We start from the raw sequence: 17,212 nt of genomic DNA, 5'->3' as shown, positions 1-17,212 counted from the left end.
TAATATAACTAAAGAAGGTGCTACCGATAGACGGTTGCAGCCCTCGGGTTTATTTAGAAATAACCGCTGAGTTTGCAGACAGGGCGGTTATTTTTTTGCGATTTTACCAATAATATAACCAAATTTAACACATGCCAAACCATAGCTCAGCAACGCGATAACTTCTAGTATCGTCATTGGCATCACCCCCCTTTAACAGAGAACACTTGCTAAACGCAAGTGTTTTTGTGTTTTAGAGGGTCGCTCATCTCGCAAGAGTAACCGCCTACCGTTTCAGTAGCACCATGTTCATTATAACACTTCTTTTTATTTATATAAATATATTTTCGCCTAGTGATATATCTAAACAAAAAGACTTACGCAGACGTTTAAATCTACGTAAGTCTTTATTATTTTGCTAATATTTATTATTTCAGCATGCCTTCGATAATGCCTGCTGCTGCTGCCAAAGCTTCGTCCAGCTTAGCAACATCTTTAGCACCTGCTTGTGCCATGTCGGGACGACCGCCGCCGCCACCGCCGCACAGCTTAGCAACTGCTTTAACGATATTGCCGGAGTGAGCGCCTTTAGCAACTGCATCTTTAGTAGCCATGGTCAGGATAGATACCTTTTCGCCCATAACGGCAGCCAGTACAACTACGCCGCCAATCTTATCGCGCATTTGGTCGCCCAAATTACGCAGAGCGTCAACGCTGTCAGCCTGCACCTTTTGTACCAGTACGGGTACGCCTTTGATTTCCTGTACTTGGTCAGCAACATTGGAAACTTGAGCTTTAGCAATTTCTGCAGCCAGTTCGTCTGCTTTCTTTTGTGCAGCTTTCAGTTCAGCATGGAGCTGTTCCAAACGGCTGGGAACATCGCTGGGACGGCATTTCAGGCTTGTAGCCAAACCTTTTACCATCTCTTCTACATCGTTAACGTGAGCAACTGCACCATGACCGGTTACAGCTTCAATACGGCGTACGCCTGCACCGCTGGAGCCTTCGCTAACAATCTTGAACATACCGATTTGCGCAGTGTTTTCTACATGGCTGCCACCGCAGAATTCCATGGAGAAACCGGGAACGGTTACTACGCGGACAATCTTGCCATATTTTTCACCAAAGAGTGCCATTGCGCCTTTTTTCTTAGCTTCTTCAATAGGCAGTTCTTCGATTTCTACAGCTTTGCCAGCCAAAATTTGTTCGTTGACAATAGCTTCAACTTCTTTCAGTTCAGCCTCAGTTACTTGGGAGAAATGGGAGAAGTCGAAACGCAGACGGTCAGGGCCAACATAGCTGCCTGCTTGGTTTACATGGCTGCCCAAAACTTGTTTCAATGCAGCATGGAGCAAGTGTGTTGCAGTGTGGTTGCGGGCAATATCCATTTTGCGGGATTTTTCTACAGCAAATTCTACTGCATCGCCAACAGCAACAGTACCTTCGGTAACTTCGCCAATCATGATTACTGCGCCATCGGGCAGTTTCTTAGTAAGAGTTACATTGATTACGCCGGTAGGAGCGGTAATGGTGCCGATATCGCCCAATTGGCCGCCGCCTTCAGCGTGGAATGCGGTTACATCGCAGATTACAGCAACTTCGGTGCCGTCTTCTGCAGTTTCAATAGGCATTGCATCATGAGCAGGATACATCTTCACGATAGTAGCCTTGGTTGTAGCTTCGTCAACTTTCAAAGAAGCAACGTCCACACCGTTGGTATTATAAACAACGGGACGACCTTCCTTGTCGTTACGAGCATCACGTGCCATTTGACGTTGTACTTCCAAAGCAGCGTCAAAACCTGCTTTGTCCATGGTCATGCCTTGTTCTTCCAAAATTTCTTCGGTCAATTCCCAAGGGAAGCCAAAGGTATCGTTCAGTTTGAAAGCAGTTGCACCGTCTAATTCGGTCTTGCCTGCTTCCTTCAGTTTAGCAATTTCTTCGTTCAGCAATTCGCTGCCTTGTTTCAAAGTACGCAGGAAGCTGGTTTCTTCCATGTCGATAACTTTTTGAATGTAGTCGCGTTTTTCAGCCAGGTTGGTATATACATGACCGAACATGCCGATTACAACATCAACAGCGCCAGCCAAGAATTTTTCGCTGATGCCGATCAAACGACCATGACGAACTGCACGGCGCAGAATGCGGCGCAGTACATAGCCACGACCTTCGTTGGAGGGCAGAATGCCGTCGCCAATCATAAAGGTCATGCTGCGAGCATGGTCAGCAATAACTTTCAGGGATACGTCGGTATCCTTGTCCTTGCCATATTCCACACCTGCAACCTTGCAAGCGTATTCAATAATGGGGAACATCAAATCGGTTTCAAAGTTGGAAGGCTTGCCTTGGATTACGCTGGCAAGACGTTCCAAACCTGCGCCGGTATCAATGTTTTTGCTCTTCAACGGCGGATAAGTGCCATCGGGCATTTGGTTATATTGGGTGAATACCAGGTTCCACAGTTCCAAGAAACGGTCGCAGTCGCAGCCGGGACCGCAGTCAGGTTTGCCGCAACCGCGTTCGGGACCAAGATCGATATGGATTTCGCTATCAGGACCGCAGGGACCGCTACCGATTTCCCACCAGTTGTCTGCCAAGCGTACAATGCGTTCTTCCGGAACGCCAACGCTCTTCCACAGTTCGAAAGCTTCATCATCCTCAGTATGGATGGTGATATACAGTTTATCAGCAGGCAGTTCCAATTCTTTGGTCAAGAACTCCCAGCTCCAAGGAATAATCTCTTTTTTGAAGTAATCGCCAAAGGAGAAGTTGCCCAACATTTCAAAGTAGGTATGGTGGCGGGCAGTACGGCCAACATTTTCAATATCGCCGGTACGTACGCATTTTTGGCAAGTAGTGATACGCGGAGAAGGCGGTTTCATCTTGCCGGTGAAGAAAGGTTTAAAGGGTGCCATGCCTGCACCGATGATCAACAGGGTAGGATCGTCCTGAGGAATCAAGGATGCGCTAGGCAGCATCAGATGACCTCTATCCTGGAAAAATTTCAAGAACTTTTCGCGGATTTCATTACCAGTCATGTATTTCATAATGGTTTCTCGCTCCTTCATGGAATATTTTTTGAATGATTAGCAGGAAAGAAGGATTGCTCCCCTTCCCTACAATATACAGTAACACATATTAAAAATTATATAATTTTTGCTTGCTAAAGTCAATGCTAAAAGCACATGAAAACAGCCTGACAAAGGCGCCAGGCTGTTTTCCGCTATTCAGTTTTTATTATGCCTGCTTATGTTCAGCGATAATCTTTTCAGCCATCTTAGCGGGAACATCTTCGTAATGGTCAAATTTCATTTCGAAGGTGCCTTGGCCTTGAGTGATGGCACGCAGGTCAACAGCATATTCTGTAATTTCTGCATAGGGAACTTGGGCCGTTACAACGCTCAGACCCTCTTCCACACTTTGCATGCCTAAGATACGACCGCGTTTTTGATTCAGATCGCCGATAACATCACCCATCATAGAATCAGCACAGGTTACGTTTAAGCTGTAAATAGGCTCAAGCAGTACGGGCTTGCATTGTTCCATTGCTTTCTTGAAGGCGATATTAGAAGCAGTCTTAAATGCCATTTCAGAGGAATCGACAGTATGATAAGAACCATCCAACAGGGTGATGCGCATATCAACTACAGGATAACCGGCGAGGATGCCTTTTTCCATGGATTCACGCATACCTTTTTCAACAGCGGGAATGTATTGACGGGGAACAGCGCCACCGAAGATCTTATCAACAAACTCGAAACCGCCTCCGGGGGGCAAGGGTTCCATCTTGATTACAACGTGACCATATTGGCCGTGACCGCCGGATTGTTTCTTATGTTTGCCTTCTACTTCAGCACTGCTGCGGATGGTTTCACGGTACTCGATAATCGGAGCTTTCAGCAGAGCTTCTACACCGAATTTACGTTGCATACGTTCCATAATAATTTCGATGTGTTGATCGCCCATGCCGGAAATCAAGGTCTCTTTAGTTACCGGGTTCTTGATTACGATAATAGTAGGATCTTCGTCCATCAGACGAGTCAAAGCAGACATAATCTTGTCTTCGTCGCCCTTCTTCTTCGGATAGATTGCTCTGGTGTACATGGGCAGCGGGAATTCGATGGGCGGGAATTCTACTTCTGCAGCGTTCTTGTCGCACAGGGTATCGCCGGTGCAAGTGTATTGCAGCTTAGCGCATACGCCGATGTCGCCTGCTACTACTTGTTTCATGGGGATTTGGGTCTTGCCGCGCATGGTGAATACGTTAGCAATACGCTCGTCCTGTTCACGTCTGGAGTTAAATACTACGCTGTCTGCTTTAATGGAGCCGGAGAATACACGGAAGAAGCTCAGACGGCCTACGAAGGGGTCGGAGGTGGTCTTGAATACTAATGCTGCCGTAGGAGCATTGGCATCGCGAATTTCTTCTTCGCCGGTTTCTTTATCCATTACGATGTAGTCATTCAAAATTGCCGGATAGGTGAAGTCAATGATAGCGTTCATCAGACGACCTAAGCCGATATCTTTATAAGCACTGCCGCACAGCATCGGATAGATGATAGCTTGGCGGATGCCTTTAATGAGGCATTTCATGATTTCTTCGTCGCTGATGGTCTCGCCATCCAAATAACGCATCATGCAATCATCGTCAGCTTCAACTGCTGCTTCTACCATTTTCTCATGAGCAGCCTGTGCAGCTTCCATGTATTCTTCCGGAATATCTATTTCATCGGAGCCGTTACCGTTGGCACGGTATGCTTTCATCTTATACAGGTCGATAATGCCTTGGAAGTTATCTTCTTTACCCAAAGGCAGTTGCAAGGGCAGAACGTGTTTGCCGAACTTGCCGCGCAGATTATCTAAAATGCTGTCGAAATCTGCATTTTCACGATCCATCTTGTTAACAAAGATAATGCGGGGCAGACCTGCTTCTTCAGCCAACTTCCAGCACTGTTCGGTACCAACCTGTACGCCGCTGGTTGCACAAACAACGATTAAAGCGCTGTCCACTGCTCTGAAAGCGCCTTTAACTTCTGCAACGAAGTCAGCGAAGCCCGGAGTATCAATAAAGTTGATTTTGCTGTCGCGCCATTCAACTGGTGCCAGGGTAGCGTTTACGGAAACCTTACGTTTAATTTCCTCGGGTTCATAGTCAGTGGTGGTAGCACCGTCTTCAACCTTGCACATTCTGCTGATTGCTCCGCTGCGGTACAGCAGGGCTTCGGTTACGGACGTGGTTCCTGCTCCACCATGGCCCACAATAGCCACGTTTCTGATTTTGTCACCGGTATACTCTTTCATACTAAATCCCCCTTACGGCATTTATTTTGATGCTACGTATTTCGCTGAATTTACTAATTATTCCTGCAAGAAGGGGAAAAATTTACTTTTATTTTTCAAGTTCAACTTTTTCTGTTACGGATATTACAATTTTAATTTAGCAACTTCCGCCGTAATATCATCCGCAGCCAAAATGCCGCTAATAATAGCAGCTCCGTTGGCGCCTGTCGCCCGCACTTGGGCATAATTAGAAGCGTTAATACCACCAATACCTACTATGGGTACGCGCACAGCTTGACGGATAGCACGCAGGTTGGTAAGTCCCAGTTCGGCAACGCCAGCCTTGGACGTAGTGCCGAAGACAGCACCACAGCCCAAATAATCAGCACCATCAGCCACTGCCTGCACTGCCTCCGCAGGATTGTGGGCGGATACGCCGATAACGTAGTCCTCACCCATCAGCTTGCGTGCCACTGCGCATGGCAAGTCGTCCTGCCCCAGATGGACGCCTGCAGCGCCCACTGCCATAGCCAAGTCAACCCTATCGTTAATAATCAAGGGTACGTTATATTTATCGCAGAGAGCTTTCAGTGCCACTGCTTCCGTATACATGGGGCCGCCATCTTTGTACTTGCTGCGGTACTGTACCAAGGTTACGCCACCCTGCAGTGCCTGTTCCACACAGGTCAGCAAATGGCGTCCTTTGAGGCAGGTATCGTCCGTCAGCAGATAGATGCTGTAGTCGATCACAGGCTTGCTCATGATACTTTTTCTTCCGGTTTCAGGTTCACCAGATTCCACTTGGTAGTTACATGGTATACGCAGTCCATCAGGCGCACTTTGAACATACCGGGGCCGTCCTTCTTCTCCAAGAAGTTGGCTGCCAGTTCCGCGCTTTGCCCCATGATGACTACACCCAAAGCTGCAGCTACCAGCATATCCTTAGTAATAGCTGCGCAACAAGCTACCAAGGTGCTGGTCATGCAGCCACTGCCGGTGATGTCCTGCAGCAAGGGATGGCCGTTGTTCAGCACTACGGCTTGTTTACCGTTGGAAATATTGTCCACAGCGCCGGTTACAGCGAAAACGCAGTTGAATTTGCTTGCTGCGTCCTTCGCCAAGCGCAGGGCCTGGCCTTCATCCGTAGTTTCGTCTAAATTATCCACTCCATGACCGCCTGTTTTGCCCAAAAGCAAAGCATTACATTCGCTGTAGTTACCGCGGACGATGGAGATTACACCTTTATTCAACAATTGCAAAGCAAAGTTCAAACGCATGGTGGAAGTCATAACGCCTACAGGATCGAGGATAACAGGTATGCCCTTCTTTGCAGCTACAGCTACAGCGCGTTCCATAGCAATCTGCTTGTTGAAAGAAATAGTACCTAAATTCAGCACCAAAGCGTCTGCACCTGCAGTAATTTCTTCCACTTCTTCAGGTTCATCCGCCATCACCGGGGAAGCACCTGCAGCCAAAGCCACATCTGCGCAGCTTTCAGCAGTTACGTAATTAGTTATTTCATGAATGACAGGACGCTGGCGGCGCAGTTTGTCCACCAGTTCGCCAAATGTATTTTTCAAGTCCATTATTCTAAAATACCAGCCTTTCTGTATAAATCAACAAAATGATGGGTAGGGCCGCAACCGCTGCCCAAAGGAATACCGTAGCGGATGGCTTCGGTTACATAAGCTTTGGAGGCAGCCACTGCCTCTTCCAAAGTCAAGCCTTTAGCAAGGTTGGCAGCCAAGCTGCTGCTTAAAGTACAGCCTGTACCGTGGGTATTTTTAGTATCAATGCGCTCCCCTGCAAACCAAATTTCCTTCTCGCCATCAAAAAGCAGATCGTCCGCAGTATCGCTCAAATGTCCTCCCTTTACCAAGACAGCTTTCGCGCCTAAGGAAATAATCTTTTCTGCCACAGGACGCATTTCTTCCTTCTTGGTAACGTGCATACCGCTAATAGCCTCTGCTTCCGGCAGGTTGGGGGTAAGCAGTGTCGCCAAAGGCAGCAGTTCGCTAATCAGCGTTGCACATGCCTCCGGTGCCAGTAAAGGATAACCGCTTTTAGAAATCATTACCGGGTCCACCACAATAATTTTCGGTGCGTATTTGCGCAGGCAGGTTGCAATAGTTTTAATAATCTCCGGGCGGGACACCATACCGATTTTCACAGCATCCACACGCACATCGTCAAAAACTGCCTCGATTTGCGCCTGCACTACATCGCAGTCAATGTCCTGTACTTTAGTAACACCGCAAGTGTTTTGGGCAGTAACTGCTGTAATAACGCTCATACCAAAGGTACCATGAGCAGCAAAGGTTTTCAAATCAGCTTGAATACCGGCGCCGCCGCTGCTGTCGCTACCGGCAATAGTAAGTAAATGTTTTAACATGGGAATCACTCCCCCTTTATCTTGAATTTAGATGAATAGTTTATACACTAAATTTTACCACATTTCCCTGCATAGAGCAAAGAAACCTCCATGCGCATACTTAAACGCCCGCATCTTGATGCGATGCGGGCGCTTGCTAAATTATGCCAAAGCCTGGGTTGCGTTGATTTCGAAACTTTTAATGATTGTTACCAGATCCTTGCGCTGTTGTTGGTCAAAAGCTTTCATAAAGGGTACACCCGTAGAGAATGGCGGCTTCATCAACTGCCCTAATTCGCTGATGTAACCATTATCACGAATGTAGTTTATCAAGCGTTCTACAAACTCCATTTGATAGCTGTTAAGCTGGTACTTGTTGGCGAAGGAAGCAAAAGCTCCCTTAACTGCCTCTCTATCCATAGTCGCCAACTTGCGGATAGTTATTCCCAAAGCAGTTTCCTTGAACTCCTTCTTGTAGTCTTCCTCCGTACCCAAATCGTGCAAGAAAATAAGCTGCAAATCTTTCAACTCCGACTCCGTTAAAGGCGTATTATGAGTCAGCTTGAAAATTGCAAGATTATCAGGATTTTCCTCGATATACTTATTCACACGCTTACGGTAATCGGCAAAATCATTACTGCTATCCAAAGGATCACCTTCGGTAATACCTTCCGTAGGGTCTGTCAAATCGACAATAACATCAGGATAATACTTTCTCTCAATGAACTTCATCAATCCTCGTAAATCCTTACGTGTTTGCTCAAAAAGAGTAATGTCGTTGGCATCCCAATAGGCATCTGTGCCAACCAGTTTTATGGCAGGTTCTTTATCCTTAATTTGGGGAATATTAGTTTTGTGCAAAAGCAAATCCCCCGTTTTGATCAACTTGGATTTAGACCTGCCTATGGTTTTACCTTGGGTAATATGGGCAAGCATCAAGCCGTACATAAGGTTATCAAAGTTTTTAGCGTACTCATCTTCGTCAGGATTATATACAAGGGTTCCCAAATGCTCGCACAGGTCGGCAACGTCGCTCTTGCTGAGGGATTGGAAGCGTGCTATAGGTTTATAGCGTTCCACGTACTCCCGTTCCAAACGCACCCTGCTGTTTTCCATATTCAACTGGTTAATCTGCTCATTGCAAAACTCTACCATACTTTGACGTAAATCCTGATATTTTTGTTCTGCAAAAGCAGGTGCCTGCAACGCTTCAATCAAAGCAATTTGTTTTCTAAAGATACTTTCCGTCAGGCTCATTTGGGCACTGCCTTCTATGCCGTTGACATTAGTACGGAAGAATTCAAAATTACCGCAGTAGTCAAAAATATAGAAATGCTTTTTATCGGCATAGGTTTCTCTATCCACGCAGTTTAAATTTTTGCACAACCGCGTGCCTCTGCCAATCATCTGCCAAAACTTCGTCTTACTGAATACTTCCTTAAAAAAGACCAAATTGACGCACTCAGGCACATCCACACCTGTATCAAGCATATCCACGGACACTGCAATCACAGGATCGCTATCCGATACTTTAAACTTGTCAATTAGATCTTGAGCATAAGCATCATCACAAACAACTCTGCGGGCAAAAGTGCCTTTGTAGCGCGGAAAGAGCTTGTCAAAACGTTCCACGATAATCCGTGCGTGTTCTTTGTTTTGAGCGAAAATAATAGTTTTGCCCAAACGGTCGCCACCTTTAACCTTTATGCCCCACTCCATAAGATTATTTAAAACAGTATCGATGGTATCAAGATTAAAGATGTGCTTATTAAGCTTGTTGGAAGGAATATAGTCGGGAATTTCGCCATCGTCACCGGCAAAAGCTTCTTCATAACGCTTTTTGTCTGCTTCCGAAAGTTCATCGTAACGAATTCCTTCGTGGAGAAATTTTGTCTGCACTTCAAAATTCTTGTAAGGCACCAAATATCCGTCTCTAATGGCTTCGTCATACTCGTAGCCTGCAGTTGGGATATTATCCTCTAGCTCAAAAAATTCATAGGTATTGTGGTCCACATCCGTTTTAGGCGTAGCAGTGAGCCCCAGCAGCATCGCATCAAAGTATTGGAAAATAGCACGATATTTTTTGAATATACTGCGATGCGCCTCGTCAATAATGATGAGATCAAAGTGGGCAGGCGTAAAAATACGCTGCTTATCGTTGTCACGTACATCATCAATGGCGTTGAGAATAGTAGGATACGTGGAAAAGACAATACGCGCATTGTAATCTTGTTTATTGGTGCACAAATTGCACAGGCTCATATCAGGCAGATATTCATGAAAAGCATCCCGTGCCTGTTTTACCAAAGCTGTTCTATCTGCCAAAAAGAGAACGTTAGTAATATTATTGCTACGTGCCAAAACATCCACAGCACTGGCAGCGGTACGTGTTTTGCCACTGCCTGTTGCCATAACGAAAAGGAATTTACGCCTTTTTTCGCGAAAAGCGTCACACATAGCACGAATTGCTTTAATTTGGTAATCACGTCCCGTAATATTTTCGTCAATCACCTGCAGTCCGGGGTCTTTGCACAGCTCACGTCTGTTAATAATGCGTTCCAAATCGCTCTTACTAAAAACGCTGCTGACGATACGTGGCGGTGCTGTCTGTATATCCCAAAAGTATGTAGTGAAACCATTGGTATAGAAAATGCAAGGCATACGGTTATATTTCCTGTTAAGAGCCTCTGCGTACAGTTGGGCTTGGTTTTTACCAACATTGGGGTCCTTGCTGGTGCGCTTGGCTTCCACCACCGCCAAAGGCAAGCCATCCCTGCCCCACAGTACGTAATCTACAAAGCCTTGTTGTCCTTGAATGCCGCCCATGTCGTCCACAGGGAACTCCTCGCTAACATCGCCGCTCCCATCGCCTATAAAGGCAGGAATACTCCACCCTTGGATACGCAAATCCAAGTCAATGTAACGTTTGCGGGTTTCATATTCGCTAATGTCTTCAGCATTGAAGTTTTGATTTTTGCTTTGGTGCAGTTCTGCGTTCAGTTGTTTTTGTTTGGCAAGTTCTGCCTGCATTGCTTGCAGCTGCTGTTCCATGTTCGTAAGCTTATCTTGTTGCTCAGCCAGCAAACTTTGCTGCTTACGGATTCTTTCTGCATCTAGGGCTACTTGTGCTTTGGGAATAGCATTTTCATCGAAGGTACGTTCTGCGTAATCTTCGCCATAGCAATAATCTATCCATTGGATAAATTCAAACAAAGCGCGCAAGGAAGCAAGTGCTTCCCCTGCTTTGATACTTTGAGTAGTGTGGACGGAAAAATTACCCAAACGCACAATGTAAGGCAACTTCTTCCATGTTTTTTCTTCCAAGAGATCATGGAAATCCGGATTATGGATAAGGGAAGAAAGATTATTGTTATAGGGAGTTACTAAATCGCGTTCCACTTTGTAAATCCACTTCACTGCCATTTCCAACGCTTTGCGGCAGCCAATCGCACACATGGAGTAACTGGTGTTGTACACCCTTTCCGCCTCCATTGCAGACTCCGCAAAAATGGCGTACTGCTTTATGCTTTTTAAATAATCGAAATTAGCCATGAGGATGCCTCCCAACTAGCCAAAATTTGTATTAGGAATTTCTTTAAAGTCTTCAACAGGTCAATACTTTGTTTAACAACCTTATTTTCTAGTGCATAAACTTTTCTGCCTGTATTTATACGTATACCTAAATTATAGTAACTTCTATCGCTACTGTCAAAAATAACTCTGCAGTAATACTAAAATATATTCTACAATAGTACATTTTTTATACTCATCAGAGTGCAGTAAATTATTTGGAATTATCTGATTATTCTTGCAAAATTGATATTTGCGTGTTATACTGTTAGCAGTGAATAAAGCGCTTTACTCGTCAAATATTCATGAAAGGACGACTGCATTTGAACACTGCTAATTTAACAACACTCTCAGATGATGAGCTGAACAACTTAGTTTCGAAAGAACTCCGTAACGACTCTACACTTATGGACGATCATGTTATGAAAGACGTTTTTTCTGACAAAAAGCCTACGCAATTAGTTCTCAATATTCTTATGCAACGAACTGATTTGATCGTAGAGTCAGTCCGTACAAATTACGAATTAAAGAACTACAACAGGCGTGAAGTATTCCTTGATATTTTAGCAAAGGATAATAAAGGAAAAATATACAATATCGAAATCCAAAACGATCCTCGTGGTGCTAGTGCCAAGCGCGGACGTTATCATAGCAGCAATATTGATACGCACATACTAGACAAAGGGAAAGATTTTCAAGATTTGCCGGAAACGTATGTAATTTTCATCACTAAGTACGACGTCATGAAGGCAGGCTTGCCCATTTACTATGTGGACAGAGTATATACTAACTTAAAACATACGCCTTACAATGATGCTGCTCACATTTGGTATGTAAACGGAACTTATCAAGCAGATGATGATATAGGCAAATTGATGCAGGATTTTCAATGTTCTGTGCCGAATAAAATGCACTATGGAGAGTTGGCTAATTGTTTGCGTGAATATAAAGGAGGTTGTTTTGCTATGGGTCCGGCATTACAAGAAATGGAAAGACGTTATACAGAACGTGGAGAAGCGCGTGGCGAAGCTCGCGGTGAAGCTCGTGGCAAAGTTGAAGGTATGCTGCAAAAAGCGTTGGATATTGCTACCAATCTCAAACGGAGTACAAACATGAGTGACGAAGCTATCGCAGAAGTTACTTCCCTCACCCTTGAGCAAGTAAAATCTATTTCTATCTAAGCTGCTACAACTTTATATTTCAACTTTTAGTTAAAAATTCAGCGTCCGTATCGTGATTTGATGCGGACGCTTTTCTTATGCAATCATTAGTTCCTTTTGAACACGATTCCCTAACCTACCAAAAATACTCTCGTACCAAAAACTCCTTTAAAATTTCCAGCTCGTCAATACTTTTTCTACTGCTACTGCCAAAATTTTGATTTGTCGACCTGTGCAACAAAGTCGTAATAGTAATTCTGAATTTCAACAGGTGGTTTAATAATATTAAAGTTAGAAACAATCGGAACATTAAGATTTGGCATTGTTTGTCCTACTGCCATATCTTCTATACTCTTTTTAAAGGATGGGAAAGAAATAATTTTTTGCAAATAATCAGCGGTTACTTGTCCTTTAGAACGGATAATCAAACTACCTGTACCACACAACAAATCGTCACTATATACAACAGCACAACGCCCCATTTCTCCTCTTCTACCAAGAACAACATCACCGTTCCTTAATTGATACTGTCTTAATTCTTGGTACTTATCATCAGAAATAGTTAATTTATGGTCATATATAATCTTACCATCCACTATGTGCGATGGATTTACAAGAGGATGTCCATCTTCAATATAATCTTCTTTATGTAATAATGAACCGAATGGTCCTATTTTTATTTCAGCTAAATCTTTTAACGGAACTTTTTCCCATCCCATCGGATTGCTAACGGGATCCCCAAACATCTCTATAAATCGGGATTTGAATCAGCCAATGAATTTTCTATGAGATATTTTCACGTTATTTTGATTTACCATAGCATATTGCATGGTAGTATCTATTTGTGCGTGTCCCAAAAGACGTTGCACCTGTTCTATAGGCATTCCCTTATCAATCGCTTTCGTGGCCAACGTTCTCCTGAACTTATGAGGATGCACTTTGTTAATTCCCAACTCACGCCCCAACTTGCGTAAGCGAATCTCCACCCCACTAATCTCTAAACGATTATATGGATGAACCAAGGAAACAAACAGCGCTTGATTACTATCATTACGAGAAGCTAAGTAATTTTTCAAGTGTATTTTAGTTCTAGCATCAAAGTAAACAGGTCGCTCCTTATTACCTTTTCCCAGAACAACACACTCTCTATTTTCAAAGTCTATATCATCCCTATTTAAACGCACCAGTTCGCCAACACGCATACCGGTAGAAGCAAGTAAATCAATAATCGCCAAGTCCCTTAAACACCTGCACTTATCACGCATAATCTCTAATGCTTCATCAGTATAAGTTTCTTTTACAGTCTTACTTGTTTTGATTTTTCGAATACGTCTTACAGGACTTTTGATAATATAGGATTCATCTTCCAACCAAGAAAAGAAGGTTGATAAAATACGACGAATATTGTCTATATTATTTTTACTGCACTTCCGTTCCTGCTCATAGTTGGACAAATAGCTGCGTAAATCATCTGTAGTAACAACTGCTACGCTGTGCTTAATAGTCGATAGCAAACGCGTAATCGTGACACTGTAATAGCGCAATGTTTTTTCACTGCAACCCTCTACTCGCTTGGCAGATATAAATCTAGCCAAGTATTCAGCATTACTAACAGCATCCTCTAATTTATCATTTTCAGATACGACTTCTAAGTGCATCCCGCTCAAACAATCTAGTAATACGTTTTTGAGTTTATCTAGTTGTGCAACATCTAGATAGCTTGCCATTTTCAGAGTAACTTGGGTTATAAATTTACTAGTCATGTTGGTATACCTCTCTTTTGAACATAATACCAACATTTTACTTTAAATCTTACCCAAAATACTCCTGCATCAGAGATTTCTTCAAAGTTTCCAGCTCGTCAATACTCTTTTGCACTGCCAATTTTGATTTGTCAACCTGCGCTACGAAATCTGCGAATTGGTTTTGGAGGTCGAGAGGAGGAACGACAATTTTAGTCTGTTCTAATTGAGCTTTAGTTATAGCCTCCCTCGTAGCACCACCAGCCCCACCTAATGCTAACAAGTAATTTTTAAAAGGTTTACAAAGAAACTGATGGTTTAAAAAGAAAGCATTGATTTCACTCTTTAAAGGTCTAATTATTGCTACGTGTTGATTTACTCTTGCAGGTAACACATCTTTAGGAACAACACAACTTCTAGCCACAGATGCCCCAGTAATGTTAACAAAAACATCATAAGGCTCTACGCATACATTGTCTAAAGCTGTAGCTTGGCTAGTATCCAAATAAGCTAATTCCTTATAAACAAATTTGCCATCATGAACATTCATGCTTCTGATAAAACTGATACCTTCTCGTAAGTATGAGGACTTTCCTCCCTTGGGTGTCGCTCCTGAACCAATTTTTGAAGTAACATCTTTCAGAAATGATTGTCGCCATTGTCTGTCATTCCTAACAGGATCCCCAAACATCTCTATAAATCGGGATTTGACAAGCTGGTCAAGGAGAGTGAGCTGTTCCTTGCGTTTGTCAACAATTTGATTATAAAGGTCTAATGCACAAATAACTTCTCGTTGTTTTGATAAGCTTGGTAAATCTAAAACAGCATCTGTTAAATTGCCTAACTTTATATATTTTATTACCCCACCTATTGATTGTTTCCTTAGAACTTCAACATATGCATCTAAAAAATAATACAAATAGCGAGGCAATAATCTGTCACCTGCAATAACTTCTATTATGTAAGTCCGTTGATACGCATCGAATTTTCCATTATAGTATTTTACATTTAAGTCACCATTACCAGCAACTAACACGCACTCACAATCATAAGAATATTTATTAATTTTTAGTGGTTCTTTAGAACAAGTAAAAAAAGGGTACAATCCATCCACATCAGCTGCATTAGCATCTAATTTGCCTGTCTTTATTTTAGTTAGCTCCCCAAGTTTTACTCTCATAGCATTCTCCCCAACTCATCCAACCCTTGGGCAATCTCCTCATTCAGTTGGTTAATCTTCGCAAGGATCTCCCTTGTCGGCGGATACTCCACCTTCTCATACTCCACTTGCTTGTACTTGTTAATGGAAAGGTCATAATCATTAGCAACGATTTCTTCTTTAGGCACAAAGAAGCTCTTTTCCGTCCTCGCTCTGCCTTCTTCCCCTTCCAAATTGTGGAAACGCGCAATAATATCCGGAATATCATTCTCCTTAATCGGCGTACGCTTGTCATCAAGGCTACGTCCATCCGCCTGCATATCGTAGAACCACACCTTCTTAGTGCTGTTCTCCGCCCCAACCTTGGTGAAAATCAAAACCGCAGTGCTAACACCTGCGTAGGGCTTGAACACACCACTGGGCATAGAAATAACCGCCTGCAGCATGTGGTTCTCCACTAATTCCTTGCGTACAGCCTTGTGTCCCTTGCTGCTGCCAAAAAGCACGCCATCAGGCACAATGCAGGCGCAACGTCCACCTTTTTGCAGCATCCGTAAGAACAGCGCCACAAAAAGCAGCTCCGTCTTTTTGGCATTGGCCGCCACTGCTTTCAAATCAGGACTTACAATCTCGTTGTCCACACTTCCCTTGAACGGAGGATTAGCCAAGCACAAAGTAAATTTTTCCTTAATCTCGTTCTGCTTAGACACACTATCCATATAGCGCAAATCAGGACGGGAAATAGAGTGCAGCATCAAATTCATAGCACTGATACGCAACATAGTGGAATCAATCTCGAAACCGGTAAACATAGGCCCATAAAAATTGTTCCATTGCTCCTGGCTCATCTTATCGCCATGCATCCTATGAATATATTGCGCCGCAGACACAAGGAAGCCCGCCGTACCACAGGCAGGGTCGCAAATAAGATCGTCCGCAGTAGGCGCCATCAACTCCACCATCATCTCGCGAATCTGCTTAGGCGTGCGGAACTGTCCGTTAGTACCTGCAGTAGTAAGCTTGCTCAGCATGTGCTCATATAAATCGCCTTGAATATCAACATTAGTCAAATCATGCTCATATAAATCTTCCAGCCCGGTAATCAACTTCTCCAAAACATAGCCATTGGGAATAATAAAGGCTGCATCCTTCATAAAATTAGAAAAAGCGCTTTCCAAATCATCATCTGCGCCCTTATCCGCTACCACAACAGGAACCAAGTTGCCATCCTTGTCGAAATCAGGCAGCTGTCCGTGCTTCATCTCCTTAATAGCAGGGAAAACACGGCTTTGGATGGTAGCAAAAATAGTGTCAGCATGCAAATCCTTGAACTTGCTCCAACGCATAGCTTGGGCAGTAGGAGTTTTAGCAAAAATATGTGTTACCTTATCGCCCCAGCTTTCCATCTCCTCCAGTTCCTGCTCCTTTTGATCCAAAGAACGGATAAACATCAAATATGTTAACTGCTCAATAACGGACAAAGGGTTGGTAATGCCACCAGTCCACAAAGTCTCCCAAATTTTATCAATCTTATTCTTAATTTCACCGGTAATCATGGTCTCATCCTTTCGGCATGTGCTTATACGTATAGATAAAATTATAGTAATTTTCACCGCCGCTGTCAAAGTTATATGTAAAATTAATGATCAGATGTTATGGTCTTGAATACTTGAGAGAAACGGCTCCCAAAATATTTTCACTATAAAAAATTCTAGAATTACCAAAGACCGCCTACCTTATGAAGGAAGACGGTCTTTTATCATGTCAAACAACTATATCAGCTTTACTCATCTACTGCGTCATACAGCTGTGCTACCGTAGCATCTACAAGAGCACCGATGCTGGAAACGCTGCGTTCCTGCGGCAGTCCGGAAGCATCGTAACCCAGAGGCAGTTCTGTGCAAGCGGTCATTACCGGCACATCATGCTCCTGCCACAATTCTTCCACCAG

Annotated in this window: 11 protein-coding genes; 1 reads left to right on the top strand and 10 read right to left on the bottom strand. The window is 43.6% G+C overall.

The window, feature by feature from the left end; genetic code table 11:
* Positions 1-407: 407 nt before the first annotated feature.
* The 6 genes from alaS to ACJMM4_RS07670 form a co-directional block, all read right to left on the bottom strand.
* Positions 408-3,026 (bottom strand): alanine--tRNA ligase, encoded by a 2,619-nt coding sequence (alaS, locus tag ACJMM4_RS07695; protein ID WP_405381388.1) that lies wholly within the window; start codon positions 3,024-3,026, stop codon positions 408-410.
* A gap of 190 nt (positions 3,027-3,216) precedes the next feature.
* Positions 3,217-5,280, bottom strand: a complete 2,064-nt coding sequence (fusA, locus tag ACJMM4_RS07690) for an elongation factor G (protein ID WP_405383865.1) — start codon at positions 5,278-5,280, stop codon at positions 3,217-3,219.
* Between the two features lie 123 nt (positions 5,281-5,403).
* Positions 5,404-6,021: a thiamine phosphate synthase gene (gene thiE, locus ACJMM4_RS07685; protein ID WP_405383863.1), complete on the bottom strand. Its 618-nt coding sequence runs from the start codon at positions 6,019-6,021 to the stop codon at positions 5,404-5,406.
* Positions 6,018-6,845 carry a hydroxyethylthiazole kinase gene (thiM, locus tag ACJMM4_RS07680; RefSeq protein WP_405383861.1) on the bottom strand — a complete coding sequence of 276 codons (828 nt, stop codon included), beginning with the start codon at positions 6,843-6,845 and terminating at the stop codon, positions 6,018-6,020. The genes thiE and thiM overlap by 4 nt, the downstream gene beginning before the upstream one ends.
* Positions 6,845-7,651, bottom strand: a complete 807-nt coding sequence (gene thiD, locus ACJMM4_RS07675; RefSeq protein WP_405383859.1) for a bifunctional hydroxymethylpyrimidine kinase/phosphomethylpyrimidine kinase — start codon at positions 7,649-7,651, stop codon at positions 6,845-6,847. Before thiD ends, thiM begins: the two co-directional genes overlap by 1 nt.
* A 141-nt stretch (positions 7,652-7,792) precedes the next feature.
* Positions 7,793-11,182 carry a DEAD/DEAH box helicase family protein gene (locus ACJMM4_RS07670; protein WP_405383857.1) on the bottom strand — a complete coding sequence of 1,130 codons (3,390 nt, stop codon included), beginning with the start codon at positions 11,180-11,182 and terminating at the stop codon, positions 7,793-7,795.
* 341 nt (positions 11,183-11,523) lie between these two features.
* Between ACJMM4_RS07670 and ACJMM4_RS07665 the strand changes: the two genes are divergently transcribed.
* Complete coding sequence (locus ACJMM4_RS07665) at positions 11,524-12,381, top strand: PD-(D/E)XK nuclease family transposase (RefSeq protein WP_405383855.1); 858 nt, start codon at positions 11,524-11,526, stop codon at positions 12,379-12,381.
* A gap of 182 nt (positions 12,382-12,563) precedes the next feature.
* On the opposite strand, the gene ACJMM4_RS07660 is transcribed toward ACJMM4_RS07665, so the two are convergent.
* The 4 genes from ACJMM4_RS07660 to ACJMM4_RS07645 are packed head-to-tail and all read right to left on the bottom strand — an operon-like array spanning position 12,564 to position 16,817.
* Positions 12,564-13,106 carry a restriction endonuclease subunit S gene (locus ACJMM4_RS07660; protein ID WP_405383853.1) on the bottom strand — a complete coding sequence of 181 codons (543 nt, stop codon included), beginning with the start codon at positions 13,104-13,106 and terminating at the stop codon, positions 12,564-12,566.
* A 21-nt stretch (positions 13,107-13,127) separates the two neighbouring features.
* Positions 13,128-14,123: a site-specific tyrosine recombinase/integron integrase gene (gene xerA / locus ACJMM4_RS07655; RefSeq protein ID WP_405381345.1), complete on the bottom strand. Its 996-nt coding sequence runs from the start codon at positions 14,121-14,123 to the stop codon at positions 13,128-13,130.
* Between the two features lie 49 nt (positions 14,124-14,172).
* Entirely contained in the window at positions 14,173-15,282 is a 1,110-nt protein-coding gene (locus ACJMM4_RS07650) for a restriction endonuclease subunit S (RefSeq protein ID WP_405383851.1), read from the bottom strand.
* On the bottom strand, positions 15,279-16,817 hold the full coding sequence (locus tag ACJMM4_RS07645) for an N-6 DNA methylase (RefSeq protein ID WP_405383849.1): 1,539 nt from the start codon (positions 16,815-16,817) through the stop codon (positions 15,279-15,281). The genes ACJMM4_RS07650 and ACJMM4_RS07645 overlap by 4 nt, the downstream gene beginning before the upstream one ends.
* Positions 16,818-17,212: the final 395 nt, after the last annotated feature.

Origin of the sequence: Phascolarctobacterium sp. (genome assembly GCF_045124115.1) — a bacterium.
Taxonomy (GTDB): domain Bacteria; phylum Bacillota; class Negativicutes; order Acidaminococcales; family Acidaminococcaceae; genus Phascolarctobacterium_A.
This window is presented reverse-complemented; position numbering and strand designations above follow the sequence as displayed.

Coding starts and splice junctions, on each gene's coding strand:
- thiM (WP_405383861.1), bottom strand. CDS start 6,845: ATGGACTTGAAAAATACATTTGGCGAACTGGTGGACAAACTGCGCCGC.
- xerA (WP_405381345.1), bottom strand. CDS start 14,123: ATGACTAGTAAATTTATAACCCAAGTTACTCTGAAAATGGCAAGCTAT.
- ACJMM4_RS07645 (WP_405383849.1), bottom strand. CDS start 16,817: ATGATTACCGGTGAAATTAAGAATAAGATTGATAAAATTTGGGAGACT.
- alaS (WP_405381388.1), bottom strand. CDS start 3,026: ATGAAATACATGACTGGTAATGAAATCCGCGAAAAGTTCTTGAAATTT.
- fusA (WP_405383865.1), bottom strand. CDS start 5,280: ATGAAAGAGTATACCGGTGACAAAATCAGAAACGTGGCTATTGTGGGC.
- thiD (WP_405383859.1), bottom strand. CDS start 7,651: ATGTTAAAACATTTACTTACTATTGCCGGTAGCGACAGCAGCGGCGGC.
- ACJMM4_RS07660 (WP_405383853.1), bottom strand. CDS start 13,106: ATGTTTGGGGATCCCGTTAGCAATCCGATGGGATGGGAAAAAGTTCCG.
- ACJMM4_RS07650 (WP_405383851.1), bottom strand. CDS start 15,282: ATGAGAGTAAAACTTGGGGAGCTAACTAAAATAAAGACAGGCAAATTA.
- thiE (WP_405383863.1), bottom strand. CDS start 6,021: ATGAGCAAGCCTGTGATCGACTACAGCATCTATCTGCTGACGGACGAT.
- ACJMM4_RS07670 (WP_405383857.1), bottom strand. CDS start 11,182: ATGGCTAATTTCGATTATTTAAAAAGCATAAAGCAGTACGCCATTTTT.